Origin of the sequence: Pseudomonas sp. 91RF (assembly GCF_003576265.1) — a bacterium.
Taxonomy (GTDB): Bacteria; Pseudomonadota; Gammaproteobacteria; order Pseudomonadales; family Pseudomonadaceae; genus Aquipseudomonas; species Aquipseudomonas kribbensis.
Genome location: NZ_QWFC01000048.1, coordinates 85241 through 99877, shown reverse-complemented (window position 1 = coordinate 99877; position 14637 = coordinate 85241). Strand labels below are relative to the sequence as shown.

At 60.8% G+C, this 14637-nt stretch carries 12 protein-coding genes; 7 read left to right on the top strand and 5 right to left on the bottom strand.

Annotation, left to right across the window (positions count from 1 at the left end):
• The first annotated feature begins 405 nt into the window (after window positions 1–405).
• Window positions 406–2079: a DEAD/DEAH box helicase gene (locus DXT77_RS25290; RefSeq protein ID WP_007955707.1), complete on the top strand. Its 1674-nt coding sequence runs from the start codon at window positions 406–408 to the stop codon at window positions 2077–2079.
• Window positions 2080–2156: 77 nt separating this feature from the next.
• Here DXT77_RS25290 and DXT77_RS25285 read toward each other — a convergent pair whose 3' ends face one another.
• On the bottom strand, window positions 2157–2924 hold the full coding sequence (locus tag DXT77_RS25285; protein WP_119429626.1) for a class III extradiol ring-cleavage dioxygenase: 768 nt from the start codon (window positions 2922–2924) through the stop codon (window positions 2157–2159).
• Window positions 2925–3026: 102 nt separating this feature from the next.
• Between DXT77_RS25285 and DXT77_RS25280 the strand changes: the two genes are divergently transcribed.
• A complete protein-coding gene (locus tag DXT77_RS25280; RefSeq protein WP_119429625.1) occupies window positions 3027–3683 on the top strand; it encodes a thiopurine S-methyltransferase in 657 nt (218 codons plus the stop codon).
• 54 nt (window positions 3684–3737) lie between these two features.
• Here DXT77_RS25280 and htpX read toward each other — a convergent pair whose 3' ends face one another.
• Window positions 3738–4625, bottom strand: a complete 888-nt coding sequence (gene htpX / locus DXT77_RS25275; RefSeq protein ID WP_085710752.1) for a protease HtpX — start codon at window positions 4623–4625, stop codon at window positions 3738–3740.
• A 304-nt stretch (window positions 4626–4929) separates the two neighbouring features.
• Window positions 4930–6141 (bottom strand): pyridoxal phosphate-dependent aminotransferase, encoded by a 1212-nt coding sequence (locus DXT77_RS25270; protein WP_085710751.1) that lies wholly within the window; start codon window positions 6139–6141, stop codon window positions 4930–4932.
• 225 nt (window positions 6142–6366) lie between these two features.
• Between DXT77_RS25270 and msrB the strand changes: the two genes are divergently transcribed.
• The 3 genes from msrB (at window position 6367) to DXT77_RS25255 (ending at window position 7808) form a co-directional block, all read left to right on the top strand.
• Window positions 6367–6762 (top strand): peptide-methionine (R)-S-oxide reductase MsrB, encoded by a 396-nt coding sequence (msrB, locus tag DXT77_RS25265; protein ID WP_119429624.1) that lies wholly within the window; start codon window positions 6367–6369, stop codon window positions 6760–6762.
• Between the two features lie 102 nt (window positions 6763–6864).
• On the top strand, window positions 6865–7350 hold the full coding sequence (locus tag DXT77_RS25260) for a glutathione peroxidase (RefSeq protein WP_085710750.1): 486 nt from the start codon (window positions 6865–6867) through the stop codon (window positions 7348–7350).
• Window positions 7347–7808 carry a MarR family winged helix-turn-helix transcriptional regulator gene (locus DXT77_RS25255; protein ID WP_119429623.1) on the top strand — a complete coding sequence of 154 codons (462 nt, stop codon included), beginning with the start codon at window positions 7347–7349 and terminating at the stop codon, window positions 7806–7808. Before DXT77_RS25260 ends, DXT77_RS25255 begins: the two co-directional genes overlap by 4 nt.
• On the opposite strand, the gene DXT77_RS25250 is transcribed toward DXT77_RS25255, so the two are convergent.
• Window positions 7792–10113 carry a response regulator gene (locus DXT77_RS25250; RefSeq protein ID WP_119429622.1) on the bottom strand — a complete coding sequence of 774 codons (2322 nt, stop codon included), beginning with the start codon at window positions 10111–10113 and terminating at the stop codon, window positions 7792–7794. The two genes, DXT77_RS25255 and DXT77_RS25250, sit on opposite strands and share 17 nt — an antisense overlap.
• A 166-nt stretch (window positions 10114–10279) precedes the next feature.
• Here DXT77_RS25250 and DXT77_RS25245 point away from each other — a divergent pair, with 166 nt between their 5' ends.
• Window positions 10280–11170, top strand: coding sequence for an ATP-binding protein (locus tag DXT77_RS25245; protein WP_085710747.1), 891 nt, complete (start codon window positions 10280–10282; stop codon window positions 11168–11170).
• Window positions 11167–11649, top strand: coding sequence for a GAF domain-containing protein (locus tag DXT77_RS25240; RefSeq protein ID WP_119429621.1), 483 nt, complete (start codon window positions 11167–11169; stop codon window positions 11647–11649). Before DXT77_RS25245 ends, DXT77_RS25240 begins: the two co-directional genes overlap by 4 nt.
• Here the strand turns inward: DXT77_RS25240 and DXT77_RS25235 are convergent, their stop codons facing one another.
• Window positions 11650–14595 carry an HD domain-containing phosphohydrolase gene (locus DXT77_RS25235; RefSeq protein ID WP_119429620.1) on the bottom strand — a complete coding sequence of 982 codons (2946 nt, stop codon included), beginning with the start codon at window positions 14593–14595 and terminating at the stop codon, window positions 11650–11652.
• Window positions 14596–14637 lie beyond the last annotated feature (42 nt).

The following is a 14637-nucleotide window of genomic DNA, read 5'->3' as shown; positions in this document are numbered from 1 at the left end:
GGGAAGAAAGTGTGCAGCGACCAGATGCCGCACATCGGTGAATCGTTTAAGCGCCATCGCCCGCTGGGCCGGGCCTTTGAAAAATAGACCTTCGCACGATTATCCGCAAAACCCCGTTACACAGCGGTGACAACTGTATTTCTCCGATAAAAAAAGCTCCCTTTTTGGGCAAATTCCGGTATAGTGCGCGCCGGCCTTTAACCGGGCCGCGTTTAGGTAGCGCAATTCCCCGAAGTCAGCTTCGGCTGCACGTCCGCACTGCGGGCTCTTCCTTGACGATTCTTTTTCATTCATTCGTTTTCGCAAATCCCCGCCGACAAAGCTGCCAGGGCGACTCTTGAGTCTCAACACGGCATGTGCAGCTTTGGAGCATGGGTCTTTGCGGATGCACTTAGAGGCAGACCCATGACCCAGGAAATCGGCGGCTTCGCCGCTCTTGAACTTCATCCCAATATTGTCGCTGCAGTAGTCGCTACCGGCTATGAAGAGCCTTCGGCCATTCAGCAGCAGTCGATCCCGATCATCCTCGCCGGTCACGATATGATTGGTCAGGCGCAAACCGGTACCGGTAAAACCGCTGCCTTTGCCCTGCCTATCCTGCACCGCATTGATCCGTCCAAGCGCGAGCCGCAAGCTCTGATCCTGGCCCCAACTCGTGAGTTGGCGCTACAAGTTGCAACCGCTTTCGAAACCTACGCCAAGCAAATGCCGGGCGTAACTGTTGTGGCTGTCTACGGCGGCGCGCCGATGGGCCCACAATTGAAAGCAATCCGTAATGGCGCACAGATCGTTGTCGCCACTCCGGGCCGTCTGTGCGACCACCTGCGTCGCGACGAAAAAGTGCTGCAGACCGTGAACCACCTGGTTCTCGACGAAGCAGACGAAATGCTCAAACTGGGCTTCATGGACGACCTCGAAGTCATCTTCAAGGCCATGCCGGAAACCCGCCAGACCGTATTGTTCTCGGCGACCCTGCCGCAATCGATCCGTGCCATCGCCGAGCGTCACCTGCGCGATCCAAAGCACGTGAAGATTCAGAGCAAGACCCAGACCGTTACCGCGATCGAACAGGCTCACCTGTTGGTTCACGCTGACCAGAAGACCTCTGCCGTTCTCAGCTTGCTGGAAGTGGAAGACTTCGACGCTCTGATCATGTTCGTGCGCACCAAGCAAGCGACCCTGGATCTGGCCAGCGCCCTCGACGCCAAAGGCTACAAGGCCGCAGCGTTGAACGGCGATATCGCCCAGAACCAGCGTGAGCGCGTCATCGACTCGCTGAAAGATGGCCGTCTGGACATCGTTGTGGCGACCGACGTAGCCGCTCGTGGTCTGGACGTACCGCGCATCACCCACGTATTCAACGTGGACATGCCGTACGATCCGGAATCCTACGTGCACCGTATCGGCCGTACCGGCCGTGCCGGTCGCGAAGGCCGCGCGCTGCTGCTGGTGACTCCACGTGAGCGCCGCATGCTGCAGGTTATCGAGCGTGTAACCGGTCAGAAAGTTGCCGAAGTGCGTCTGCCGGACGCCCAGGCCGTTCTCGATGCCCGCATCAAGAAATTGACCAACAGCCTGTCGCCGCTGGTGGCTGACGCCGAATCGACTCACGGTGATCTGCTGGATCGCCTGACCGCCGACATCGGTTGCACCCCGCGTGCCCTGGCTGCCGCTCTGCTGCGCAAGGCCACCAATGGTCAGGCGCTGAACCTGGCAGCGATCGAGAAGGAACGTCCACTGGTGCCGAACAGCGCTCCACGTGGCGACCGTCCTGAGCGTTCCGGTGATCGTCCGGACCGTGGTGACCGCGAGCGTCGTGCGCCAATGCCGCTGGGCGAAGGCCGTGCCCGTTGCCGTACCGCGCTGGGCGCGCGTGACGGTATCGCGGCGAAAAACCTGCTGGGCGCCATCCTCAACGAAGGTGGTCTGGCACGTGAAGCCATCGGTCGCATCCAGGTGCGTGACAGCTTCAGCCTCGTCGAGCTGCCGGAAGATGGTCTGGACAAGCTCCTGACCAAGCTGAAGGACACTCGCGTTGCCGGCAAGCAGTTGAAGCTGCGTCGCTACCGCGAAGATTGATCCGCCCCCGGGCTGATTGATCGCACATAAAAAATCCCCGACTGGTTCGGGGATTTTTTTTGCCTGCGATTTGGGCTTCAGCCGAAGCGGTAGATGTCCATGCCCAGCGCGCCCATGGTGAACCCTTGGTGCGCAATGCTGAACTCGCCGCCGGCGCCACGGGCAAAGTAAAGCGGCAGCAGATGTTCATCACTTGGATGGCTGCGTACTGCGTTCGGCGCTTGCTGGCGGTAATCGTGCAGGGCGGCTTCATCATTGGCCGCCAGCTTTTCGATCATCCAGTCGCGGAAGTCCTGGGCCCATGGTTCTACGCTTTCCGGGCCGGCGTGCCAGTCCAGTTCACGCAGGTTATGGGTGATGCTGCCGGAGCCGATCAACAGAATGCCCTGATCGCGCAGGTCGGCCAGCGCCTGGCCCACGCGGGTTTGCAACGCCGGCCCGCCACGACTGGGCAGGGATACCTGAACCACCGGAATATCGGCCTGCGGATACATCAGCGACAGCGGCACCCATACACCGTGGTCGAAGGGGCGTTGCGGGTCGAGGCGTGCCGGCAGGTCGTTGGCGGTCAGCAGATCGGCGACTTCTCGGGCCAATTGCGGATTGCCCGGTGCCGGGTACTGCACTTCAAACAAAGCACGAGGGAAACCGCCGAAATCGTGCCAGGTTTCCGGTTGCGGATGGCTGCTGACCAGCAGTTCATGGCTTTCCCAATGGGCGGAAACGATGACAATGGCTTTCGGGCGTGGCAGTTCGGCGGCCAGACGCGCCAGGGCAGGGCCGCTGGCGCCGGGCTCCAGCGCCAGCATGGGCGAGCCGTGAGAGATAAACAGGCTGGGAAACATGGAAGGGTTCCTGAGCGTTAAGATGGCTCATCTTCTGTCAGATCATTGATCTAATTCCAATATAAGTTTTAACGCTTTTTGATCGAATTCTTGGGAGGATGCATGCAGCCGGATTTTTGGCACAAGAAGTGGGAATCGAACCAGATCGGCTTTCATCAGCCTGACGTGAACCCGTATTTGCAGCGGCATTGGCCCGATCTGGCCATCCCGGCGCAGTCGCGGGTGCTGGTGCCGTTGTGCGGGAAAAGCCTGGATCTGCTGTGGTTGGCCGGTCAGGGGCATCGGGTTCTCGGTGTCGAGCTGTCCGAGAAGGCTGTCGAGGATTTCTTTCGTGAGCAGCAACTACAGCCGCAAATCAGCGAAGAGAGTGGCTTCAAAGTCTATCGGGCCGGGGCGATCGAGTTGTGGTGCGGGGATGTCTTCGCTTTGTCCGCGAGCGATGTGGCTGATTGCACGGCGCTGTATGACCGTGCGGCGCTGATCGCCTTGCCGGCGCCAATGCGTGAACGCTATGCGGCGCACTTGTTGAGCATCCTGCCGGCGGGGCTGTGTGGTTTGCTGATCACGCTGGATTACGATCAGGCTCAGATGCCCGGACCACCGTTTGCGGTGACAGATGCCGAGGTGCAGCAGCTGTTCGGTGGCGACTGGGCGGTGCAGACGCTGGAAGAACAGGACGTGCTGAGCGAAAGCGGGAAGTTCCTGCAGGCAGGAGTGACGCGGCTGGAAGAGCGGGTGTACCGTCTCACCGCTCAGTAGCAGGCACAAAAAAGGCCCGCATCACTGCGGGCCTTTTGTTTGTAGCCGGGCTGATCAGCCGCGACGACGCAGGGCGTCGATACGCTCTTCCAGCGGCGGGTGGCTCATGAACATACGGGCCAGACCCTGTTTGATGCCACCGTTGATGCCAAAGGCGTTCAGGGTATCAGGCATGTGCACCGGCAGACCCTGTTCGGCACGCAGGCGTTGCAGTGCGTTGATCATCGCGCCCGTACCGGCCAGGCGTGCACCGGCATCGTCGGCTCGGAACTCGCGTTTGCGCGAGAACCACATCACGATCGCGCTGGCCAGAATGCCCAGCACCAGTTCGGCGAAAATGGTTGCGATGTAGTAGGCCGTACCCTGGCCTTCTTCATTCTTGAAGATTACCTTGTCGACGAAGTTGCCGATGATCCGCGCGAAGAACATCACGAAGGTGTTCACCACGCCCTGGATCAGCGCCAGGGTGACCATGTCACCGTTGGCCACGTGGCCGATTTCGTGGGCCAGAACGGCCCTCACTTCATCTTCCTTGAATCGTTCGAGCAAGCCCTGGCTCACCGCGACCAGGGCGTCGTTCTTGTTCCAGCCGGTGGCGAACGCGTTCGCTTCGTAAGCCGGGAAAATCCCGACTTCGGGCATCTTGATCCCGGCTTCGCGGGACAGTTGCTCGACGGTTTGCATCAGCCATTGTTCGTGACGGGTGCGCGGCTGGGTGATGATCTGGGTGCTCGTGCTCATCTTCGCCATCCACTTGGAGATGAACAGCGAGAACAGCGAACCGGCGAAACCAAAGACGGCACAGAAGACCAGCAGCTGACTGAGGTTGAGGTCAACCCCGTTGGCCGCCATGAACCCGTTGAAGCCGAACAGGCTCAGGGTGATGCTGGCTATCAGCACGACCGCCAGGTTAGTGGCCAAAAACAGCAGGATGCGCATCATGGTTGTAGAAATCTCCTCAAGCTAAAGATGTAGCGTACTGCGGGGTATATAAGGCGCGGCACCGGGCGATTCAACCGAGTGACTATTTCAAACTGTGTCCTACATCGGATTCTCCAGTGGGTGGGACAATTCCCACTCCTGAAGACGACATGGATGACAGCCACGCGCCACCCACCGGCATTGCATCAGGCGCATGTGACCGGTACGAATCGACAGTGTAGAAGGCGTGGGGAAGGGGGCGGAGCAGAAGTGTTGCTGAATCAGACAGTGCGCAACGAAAGGCTCGTTGCGCACGGATGGCCGGTTACTGGCGGTAGGACTTGAGGAAGTTGCCGATGCGCCCGATGGCCATGTCCAGGTCATCGACCCGGGGCAGGGTCACGACGCGGAAGTGATCCGGCCACGGCCAGTTGAACGCTGTGCCCTGAACCACAAGCAGTTTCTCGGACAGCAGCAGGTCGAGGACGAATTTCTCGTCGTTGTGGATCGGGCAGATTTTCGGGTCGATCTTCGGGAACGCATACAGGGCACCCATCGGCTTCACGCAGCTCACGCCGGGAATGTCGTTGAGCAATTCCCAGGTGCGGTTGCGCTGTTCCAGCAGGCGACCTTGCGGCAGAACCAGGTCGTTGATGCTCTGATAGCCGCCGAGGGCGGTCTGGATCGCGTGCTGGCTCGGCACGTTGGCACACAAGCGCATGTTGGCCAGCATATCGATGCCTTCGATGTAGCTGTGGGCATTGTGTTTTGGGCCGGAAATGGCGATCCAGCCGGAACGGAAGCCCGCCACGCGATACGACTTCGACAGACCGTTGAAGGTCAGGCACAGCAGATCCGGTGCCAGCGAAGCGGTGCAGATGTGCACGGCATCGTCGTAAAGGATCTTGTCGTAGATTTCGTCGGAGAACACCACCAGATTGTGCTGGCGGGCGAGTTCCAGCATGCCCAGCAACACTTCCTTCGAATACACCGCGCCGGTCGGGTTGTTCGGGTTGATGATTACCATGGCCTTGGTGTTCGGGGTGATCTTGGCCTTCATGTCGGCCAGGTCCGGGAACCAGTCGGCGCCTTCGTCGCACAGGTAGTGCACCGCGTTACCGCCGGCCAGGCTCACCGCCGCTGTCCACAGCGGATAGTCAGGTGCCGGTACCAGCACTTCGTCACCGTTGTTGAGCAGGGCCTGCAACGACATCACGATCAGCTCGGACACGCCGTTACCCAGGTAGATGTCCTCGATGCCGACACCTTCGACCTGCTTCTGCTGGTAGTACTGCATCACGGCCTTGCGCGCGCTGAACAGGCCTTTGGAGTCGCTGTAGCCCTGGGCGGTCGGCAGGTTGCGGATCACATCCTGGAGGATTTCGTCCGGCGCTTCGAAACCAAAGGGCGCCGGGTTGCCGATGTTCAGCTTGAGGATGCGATGGCCTTCCTCTTCCAGGCGTTTGGCGTGCTTGAGCACCGGGCCGCGAATGTCGTAGCAGACGTTGGCGAGCTTGTTCGATTTGCTGAACTGCATGGCGATGTGATCCCGAAAATGAACGATCCAGGCGGCGAGTGGACAACCGTGCTGGGAATCCTGCGTCTTCACACAGGCAAGCGTCTTGAGCGGCGGTTTCCAACAATCCGTTTGAATGCGCAGGGCCCCGCTGCCAGACTGGCGTGTGACGAGGCGCAATCATACGTGCCGCCCGATCCGTGGAAAAGGTACAGATCGGGCTTTTTCAGCCGCTGAGGTGTGATGATGGAAAAGATAGAAAAGACCCTGGAAGAATGGCGCGCGATGCTCGACCCGGAGCAATACAACGTGTGTCGTCTCAGTGCTACCGAGCGACCGTTCTCCGGCAAGTACAACGCCACGAAGACTGACGGCGTCTATCACTGCGTCTGCTGTAACGAGCCGCTGTTCGATTCCAGGACCAAATTCGACTCCGGTTGCGGCTGGCCCAGCTTCTATGCGCCGATCGGCGAGAGCGCCATGACTGAAATCCGTGACACCAGCCACGGCATGATCCGTACCGAAGTGAAATGCGCCCGCTGCGACGCGCACCTCGGCCACGTATTCCCCGACGGCCCGCCGCCGACCGGTCTGCGTTACTGCATCAACTCGGTGTGCCTGGACCTGGTGCCGCGCGAATAGCCGATGCGGGCGATCTTTGGATCGCCTTTCGGATAATTAAATTGCACACAATTCAATTGCTCGCTATTTTTTCAGCTTCTCAACTTCCCGGAGTGCGCACCAATGAGCGATAACCTGCTGACCATCCCGTGCACCACCATCAAGGGTGAGCAAAAGACCCTGGCCGATTTCGCCGGCAAGGCAGTACTGGTGGTCAACACTGCCAGCAAATGCGGCTTCACCCCGCAGTACAAAGGCCTTGAGGAGCTGTGGCAGACGTACAAGGATCAAGGGCTGGTGGTGCTGGGCTTTCCGTGCAACCAGTTCGGCAAGCAGGAACCCGGCAACGAGGGGGCGATCAGCGAGTTCTGCGAGCTTAATTACGGCGTCAGCTTCCCGCTGTTCAAGAAGATCGAAGTCAACGGCACCGGTGCGCATCCGCTGTTCGTGCAACTGAAGAAGCGCGCACCGGGCGTACTGGGTTCCCAGGGCATCAAGTGGAACTTCACCAAATTCCTGATCGGCAAGGACGGCCAGTTGGTCAAGCGCTTCGCCCCGGCCACCAAGCCGCAGGACTTGAGTCGCGAGATCGAAGCCCTGCTCAAATGAATGAACTGTCCACCGATGCCCTGAAGCTCGACAGTCAGTTGTGCTTCAAGCTGTATTCCGCGTCCCGGGCCGTGATTCGTGCCTACAAGCCGATGCTCGATCAGCTTGGCCTGACCTACCCGCAATATCTGGCGATGCTGGTGTTGTGGGAATGGCAGGAAGCGGCGCCGGAGCAACCGACGGTCAAGGCACTGGGCGAGCGTCTGGCGCTGGATTCCGGGACGCTGACGCCGCTGCTCAAGCGCCTGGAGCAACTGCAACTGGTGCAGCGTCAACGTTCGGCGCGGGACGAGCGTGAGGTTCACTTGAGCCTCACGCCTCAGGGGCTGGCGCTGCGCGAGCAGGTCGGGCCGTTGAAGGATCGCCTGTTGTGTGACAGCGGCGTGGACCTGGATCGGCTCAACGAGCTGCGCACCGGGCTTGATCATCTGCTGGGGCAAATCAAAGCGCTGTCGTAGTCGGTATCCACTGATCCAGCAGCGCGGCCAGTTCTTCGCGGCGGAAGGGCTTGGCCAGGTAATCGCTCATGCCCGCCGCCCGACAGCGCTCGCGTTCCTCGGACATGGCGTTGGCCGTCAACGCCACGATCGGCAAGTGCGGCCAGCGACCGCTCTGGCGGATCTGCCGGCTCGCTTCGTAACCGTCCATCACCGGCATGTTGCAATCCATCAGCACCAGATCGAATTCATGGTGTTCCAGTTGATCCAGTGCTTCTGCGCCATGGGCCGCGACGATGACCTCGCAACCGAGTTTACCGAGCATGCCCTTGGCCACCAGTTGGTTGACCGGATTGTCTTCCACCAGCAACACCCGCCCGCGACGTTGAGAGGGCACGCTTTCCAGCCGCCCGCGGTCGATGGTGGTGATGTCCGGTTGCAGGGTTCTGCGCAGATTCTGATACAGCGCGTTGCGTGCCAGGGGGCGAGCCTGTTGTTGCAGCGGGGCGAGGGCGGCGGCTTCTTCGCCCGGCAGGAAGCTGCCGTAGGCGGTCACCAGCAGAATCGGTGCAGTCATGGTCGGCCGCAGGCCGAACAGGCATTCAGGGCAATCCGTGATGATGATGTCCGGTGACGGGCCGAGCAGTGACGCTTCAATCGTGCGCTGTTCGTACGACAGGCCCCATACGGGTAACAGACTGCTCAGCAGCTCTGACAGGCCGCTGGCCGCCGTGGTGATGGCAAGCACGCTGCCATGCAGTTGTGCCGGAATGACCGCGCGGGTGTGGCAGGGCAGCGGCAGTTCGGCACAGAACTGACTGCCGAAACCGACTTCCGAGCTGATCGTCAGGCGTCCCTCCATGGCTTCGCACAGGTTGTAGGTCAGCGCCAGGCCCAGTCCGGTGCCGCCGTACTGGCGAGTGATACCGGCCCCGGCCTGGGTGAACGGCTGGAAAATCTTCACCTGGGCTTCCTGGGCGATGCCGATGCCGGTATCGCAGACCTCGATGCGCACGCCGTCCTTCCAGGTCGACAAACGCACATCGACCCGTCCGAAGCGGGTGAATTTCAGTGCGTTGGACAGCAGGTTGCTGACGATCTGCCTGACCCGGGTCGGATCGCCGAGTACCAGCGCCGGAAAGTGCGGATCGATCAGGCACGTCAGCTCGACGCTGGGCGCGGCGTTCTGCGACAGCAGGTTGGCGGTGTCTTCAACGAGCGAACCGAGGTCGAACGGGATGTGTTCCAGCTCCAGTTGCCCGGCATCGAATTTCGACAGGTCGAGAATATCGTTGAGCAACTCCACCAGCACCTTGCCTGAGTCGTGGGCAATGGACAGTTGCTGCTGTTGTTCGCCATTGAGCGGGCCGTCGAGGGACAGCGCGATCATGCCCAGCAGGCCGTTGAGCGGAGTACGTATCTCGTGGCTCATGTTGGCAAGGAACGCCGAGCGCGCCTCGGCCATGTCCAGCGCCGTGCTGCGCGCGACCTCCAGTTCCTCGTTTGACTGGCTGAGGCGGGCGTTGATTGCCTTAAGTTCGGCGGTGCGTGCCGACACGATGTCTTCGAGTTGAGCCAGGTAGTCGGTAAGGCGGTTCTCTGCGGTGCGCCGTTGCTGGATTTCCGTGGCGATGTTCTCGAACTGCTGGTTGGCGACCTTCACCAGCACGCCGATCTCGTCGTTGGCGTGTCCGCCCGGGCATTCCAGTGTTGTCGGTTCGGCGCTGCGCGGATCGCGTCCGCTGAGTTCACGGATCACCCGCACCAGTGGTTTGGTCAGCATCACGTAGAACAGCGCCAGCAGGATGCCGGTCAGGATCAGGCTGCGGGCAAACCCGTTGAGCAGCGTGATTTCGGCCCGGCGCAGGAAGCGGCTGCCGAAGGCATAGGTGTCCACTTCCAGGCTTAACGTACCGAGGGATTCGTTGGGCAAGTGGTCGAGATAGAGCCGGTCTTCGAACTCGCGTTTGGCGCCGAACAGAAAGTCGCTGATCAACCGGTAGCCGCTTTGCAGCTCCGGGCGTTTGACGCTGGCCAGCACCGTCTGATTGTTGTCGGTCAGTTGCGCGGAAATGATGGCCGGCGAGCGCAGCAGGCCCAGCGTGAGTTCCTGGGCCAGCTCGGCATCGATGTTATAGGCGATACGCGAGGCCGGGTTATGGCTGATTTCCAGCAAAGACAGGATTTCACGGTTGATGGAGGCGTCTTCACTGGCATAATCGATGCCGATTTGCAGCAGGCTGAGCAGCGTGCCCAGAATAAACCCGACCAGCACGGTAAGCCGGGCCTGTTTGTATGACAGCCGGTGGGTGAATTTGATATCCATGGGGTGTTGAACCACTTACGTTTCCCTTCGCTGCTCAAGCATAGTCGATCATGCATGGATACCGGAGTTCCCGCATCGCCTTGTAACAAGGGCCGGGCCGGGTGTCGAACGCTATCGGTCGTCGCTGTATCGCCATCATTACTGTGAACCAGCCCGAGGAGAAGACGTGGATTCCCGATTGAATGCTTTTCTTGAGCGCGCCGAATCGGTTCTGGCGCGGATCGAACCACTGCTGCCGGCACCACGCCCGGTCATCGACTGGGGCACTTGCCTGGCCGCACGCTGGCAGCGTGACGGTCGCAGCGGCTATCTGCTGCCGCTGGAAGTCAGCCTCGACATGCGTCTGTCGGACTTGATCGGTGTCGATCGGCAACTGGAGCAACTGGGCCGAAATACCCAGCAGTTCCTCGACGGCATGCCGGCCAACCATGCGCTGCTCTGGGGCTCGCGCGGTACCGGTAAATCCTCGCTGGTACGGGCGCTGCTGGCCGAGCACGCCAAGGCCGGCCTGCGCCTGATCGAGATCGAGCGCGATCACCTGGCCGACCTGCCACGTGTGGTGGAGCAGATCGCCAAGCTGCCGCAGCGTTTCGTGCTGTTCTGCGATGACCTGTCGTTCGAATCCGGCGAAGGCGATTACCGCGTGCTGAAGAGCGTGCTCGATGGCTCGCTGGAGCAGGCGCCAGACAACGTGTTGCTGTACGCCACCTCCAACCGTCGCCATCTGGTGCCGGAAAAGGAAAGCGACAACGAAAACTGGAAGCGCGTCGACGGCGAGCTGCATCCAAGCGAAGCGGTGGAAGACAAGATCGCCCTGTCGGATCGCTTTGGCCTGTGGCTGTCGTTCTATCCATTTACACAGGAACATTTTCTCAATGTCGTCGAACACTGGATCGGGCAACTGGCCGCCAAGGCCGGCCTGACCTGGCAGCGCGACGAACAACTGGACATTCTCGCCGTGCGCTGGGCGACCGGCCGTGGCAACCGCAACGGACGTTGCGCGTACCAATTCGCCCGTTACTGGGTGGGACTGAAATTGCTGGAGCACAAGGCATGATTGATTTGCAACAGAGCGGCCAGGGCCTCGAAGGCTATGGCATGTTGGCCGCACAACTGGAGTCGCTGCTGGCGGATGAGCGCGATTTCATCGCCAATGCCGCGCAGTTTTCGGCGTTCCTGTTCAACCAGCTCGATGATCTGAACTGGGCTGGCTTCTACCTCAATCGCAATGAAGAGCTGGTGCTCGGCCCGTTCCAGGGTCAGATCGCCTGCGTGCGCATTCCGTTCGGTCGTGGTGTGTGTGGCGCGGCGGCGGCCAGTCTGCAGACACAACGGGTCGAAGACGTTCACGCGTTCCCCGGCCACATCGCCTGTGACAGCGCATCGAACAGCGAACTGGTGGTGCCGTTGGTCAAGGACGGTCGCCTGATCGGTGTACTCGATCTCGACAGTCCGAAGCTTGCGCGTTTCGGCGCGGACGATCAGGCCGGTATCGAACGACTGGCGGCGATCTTCCTGCGCCTGACCGACTGCTGATCACGCTGCAAGGCCGGCCTTGCGCAGCACGCTGGCGGGATCCACCGCATCGATCTGTTGCGGGTCGAGGAACCGACTGGCGTATTGCAGGTAAAGGCCTTCGCGGATGAACAGGCTGAACAGCTCGGCATCGATATGCGCCTCACGGCACATGGTGGCCATGATTCCCAGCGCCTCGCTGAGGGTCTTGGCCTTTTTGTACGGGCGGTCGGCAGCGGTCAGCGCTTCGAAAATGTCGGCAATCGCCATCATCCGTGCCGGCAGGCTCATTTCCTCGCGTTTCAAACGTTTCGGGTAACCGGTGCCGTCCATTTTTTCGTGATGGCCGCCGGCGATTTCCGCCACGTTGTTCAGATGCCCGGGGAAGGGCAGATGGCTGAGCATCAGGATCGTCTGCACCATGTGATGGTTGATGATGTAACGTTCTTCCCGGGTCAGCGTGCCGCGAGGAATGCTCAGGTTGTACAGCTCGCCGCGGTTGTATTTGTAGCGCGGGACGTCGAGTTTGAACCCCCATGGGTTGTCCTCCGGAATCAGTTCGCTGTCGGCGCGCTCGAGCAGGTGTTCCGGCTTGTCGGACAGTAACTTTTCCCTGACGGGCAAGAGGGGCGCCGATGTGCGTGCCTGCCGCCGGTTTTCCTCCCAGGACACGCCCAGCCGATCGTCCAGCGTGCGTGTCCAGGTGCGCTGCGCAATGCCCTCAAGACGCTGAAGATCGGCTTCAGCCATGGCCTCACTGCCCAGGTTGCAGCGGGCGACGAAACGGAAATCGTCATCCAGAGCCGTCAACGTCGTGTCGCGCAGGCTGGCCAGTTGTCGTTCGTCCCCACCCGATGCCAGAGCTTGCCAGTAGCTGATCCAGGCATCGCGCTTGAGCACTTCGAACCGGGTGCGGATTTCATGGATGCGATCGTTCAGGGTTTCCAGTTTGGTGGCTTTGTCGACGACGTATTCCGGCGTCGTGACCTTGCCGCAGTCATGCAGCCACGCAGCGATGTGCAAGGCTTCCCATTCATCCTCACTGGGCTGGTAGTCGCTGAAGGCCGGGGCTTCGCTCGCCGCCGCGGCGTGGGCGAGCATCAGGGTCAGTTCCGGCACGCGCTGGCAATGGCCGCCGGTGTAGGGACTCTTGGCATCGATGGCGCCGGCGAGCAGTTGAATGAACGCATCGAGCAGCTGTTTCTGCCGTGCTTGCAGGCGCTGGCTCTCGATGCTCACCGCCGCCGCGCCGGACACCGCTTGCAGGAATGCGATGCGGTCGGGGCGCAGTTTTTCCAGGTCGGCCGGGGTGCCGCTGTCGCTGATCAGCAATATCAGCAGACCGATTGTTTCGTTGTGCTGGTTGTGCAGGCGGATCCCGATCAGGTGTACGCGCGGCGTTTCCATGGCCAGCAGTACTTTTTGCAGGTCGGCAGCCTGTTCGAAGCCGAGGCTGCTCACTACGTTGTCGGCCTTCGCCAGTTGCTCGAACCAGCCGGGGCCCTGGGTGGCGTCGAGGTTGTGTCCCTGGATATCGAAGGCAGCCAGCGTCTGTGAGGTGCCATCGACCACCAGCCCGTAAGGCTCCATACGGTTGCCATCACTTTCCCGCAGGTAGATCAGCCCCGCCTGAGCCTGGGCAATCTGCACCGTTTCGAACAACACCCGTTGCAGCAGCGGGGCGAAGCGGGTTTCGGCGGTCAGGCTGTCGGTGATGCGAAAGAAACTGGCCAAAGTGTCTTTCATCCGCGCCATCGACAGGCTCAACTGGTCAACCTCCAGCACCGGCGAGCGACGGGTCACGGGAAAGTTGAAATCGAAACTGCGGATGGCGTCGGCTTCCTTGACCAGTGCATGCAGCGGCTTGACCAGAATCCGCGAGATCAACCAGCCCAGCGGCAGGCACAACAGCAGGGTGGCGAGGGTGATCAACGCACCTTGCCAGCGCATGCGATAGGCATCGACCAGCAACTCGTCCTCCGGCACCAGCAAGGCCATCTGCAAACCTTTAGGGCCACCTTCCTGCAGGCTGCTGCGGGCGACGATCCAGCGTCGTCCGTCAGCATTCAGGCGTTTGCCCTGATGATCGGCAGACAGCAGGGCATGCAGGCCCGGGCTCAGGTCGGCTGCCTTGGCCAGGCGCGCAGTACGGTCATCGACGATCAGCCGGCTGCTGTCGGGGTACGCTACGGCGTTGCCTTCGGCGTCGAAGAGGACGATTTCTGTCGCTGGCGTCACCACGTGTTTGGTCAGGGTCGCCGACAGCGCGTCGAGGGTCAGGTCGGCAGCGATCACTGCATGATCACCGCTGCGCCGGGCGAGGGTGGTGCCGACATTGTGGGTGGAAAAGAACACGTAGGGTTCGGTGGTGATCTGCTCGTTCTGTTTTTGTGCGCCGATGTACCAGCCCCGACTGCGCGGGTCGTAGGTATCGTCCGGATTGTCGTGACGACCGACCGCCGACAACGCCTGATTGAAAAACAGCGATTGCGATCTGACGCTGCCATTGGCGTCATGTTCGATGCTCCAGACCTGATAGGCCGCTGCATCCGGCGCCTTTAGCAAGGTTTTCAGTGAGGCGGTGCGCAACGGCCGCACCATGAAGAAATCACCGTTGTCGTAACCCAGATACAACGAGGCCAGGTCCGGGTTGTCCGCCAGTGACTGGCTGAACGGTTTGAGCAGTGCCAGGCGTTGTTCAAGGGCGGAGGCCTGAGTCCCGGGGTTGTCCGCGAGCAGGCTCAGCAAGTGCCGGATCGGCGCATAGGTTGACTGCAGATCGACGCGCACATCCTGCTCGATGCGCTCGAACAGTTTTTCGCTGCTCGACAGAATGATCTGTGTAGTTTGTCGGTAGTTGAACAGCCCCAGCACGACCCCGGTGAGCAACAGCAGAAAGGTGAACATGACGCTGATGTGCACGTGCAAGGGGAACCGGCGTTGATCCGGGCGCAGTGGGCTGGGCATTGCGGACTCTCCGAGTTGATAAACACACTGCTCAGCGTCCAA

Bases quoted from the DNA above. Each gene is read 5' to 3' on its own strand.
- DXT77_RS25290 (WP_007955707.1), top strand. From the start codon at position 406: ATGACCCAGGAAATCGGCGGCTTCGCCGCTCTTGAACTTCATCCCAAT.
- DXT77_RS25285 (WP_119429626.1), bottom strand. From the start codon at position 2,924: ATGTTTCCCAGCCTGTTTATCTCTCACGGCTCGCCCATGCTGGCGCTG.
- DXT77_RS25280 (WP_119429625.1), top strand. From the start codon at position 3,027: ATGCAGCCGGATTTTTGGCACAAGAAGTGGGAATCGAACCAGATCGGC.
- htpX (WP_085710752.1), bottom strand. From the start codon at position 4,625: ATGATGCGCATCCTGCTGTTTTTGGCCACTAACCTGGCGGTCGTGCTG.
- DXT77_RS25270 (WP_085710751.1), bottom strand. From the start codon at position 6,141: ATGCAGTTCAGCAAATCGAACAAGCTCGCCAACGTCTGCTACGACATT.
- msrB (WP_119429624.1), top strand. From the start codon at position 6,367: ATGGAAAAGATAGAAAAGACCCTGGAAGAATGGCGCGCGATGCTCGAC.
- DXT77_RS25260 (WP_085710750.1), top strand. From the start codon at position 6,865: ATGAGCGATAACCTGCTGACCATCCCGTGCACCACCATCAAGGGTGAG.
- DXT77_RS25255 (WP_119429623.1), top strand. From the start codon at position 7,347: ATGAATGAACTGTCCACCGATGCCCTGAAGCTCGACAGTCAGTTGTGC.
- DXT77_RS25250 (WP_119429622.1), bottom strand. From the start codon at position 10,113: ATGGATATCAAATTCACCCACCGGCTGTCATACAAACAGGCCCGGCTT.
- DXT77_RS25240 (WP_119429621.1), top strand. From the start codon at position 11,167: ATGATTGATTTGCAACAGAGCGGCCAGGGCCTCGAAGGCTATGGCATG.
- DXT77_RS25235 (WP_119429620.1), bottom strand. From the start codon at position 14,595: ATGCCCAGCCCACTGCGCCCGGATCAACGCCGGTTCCCCTTGCACGTG.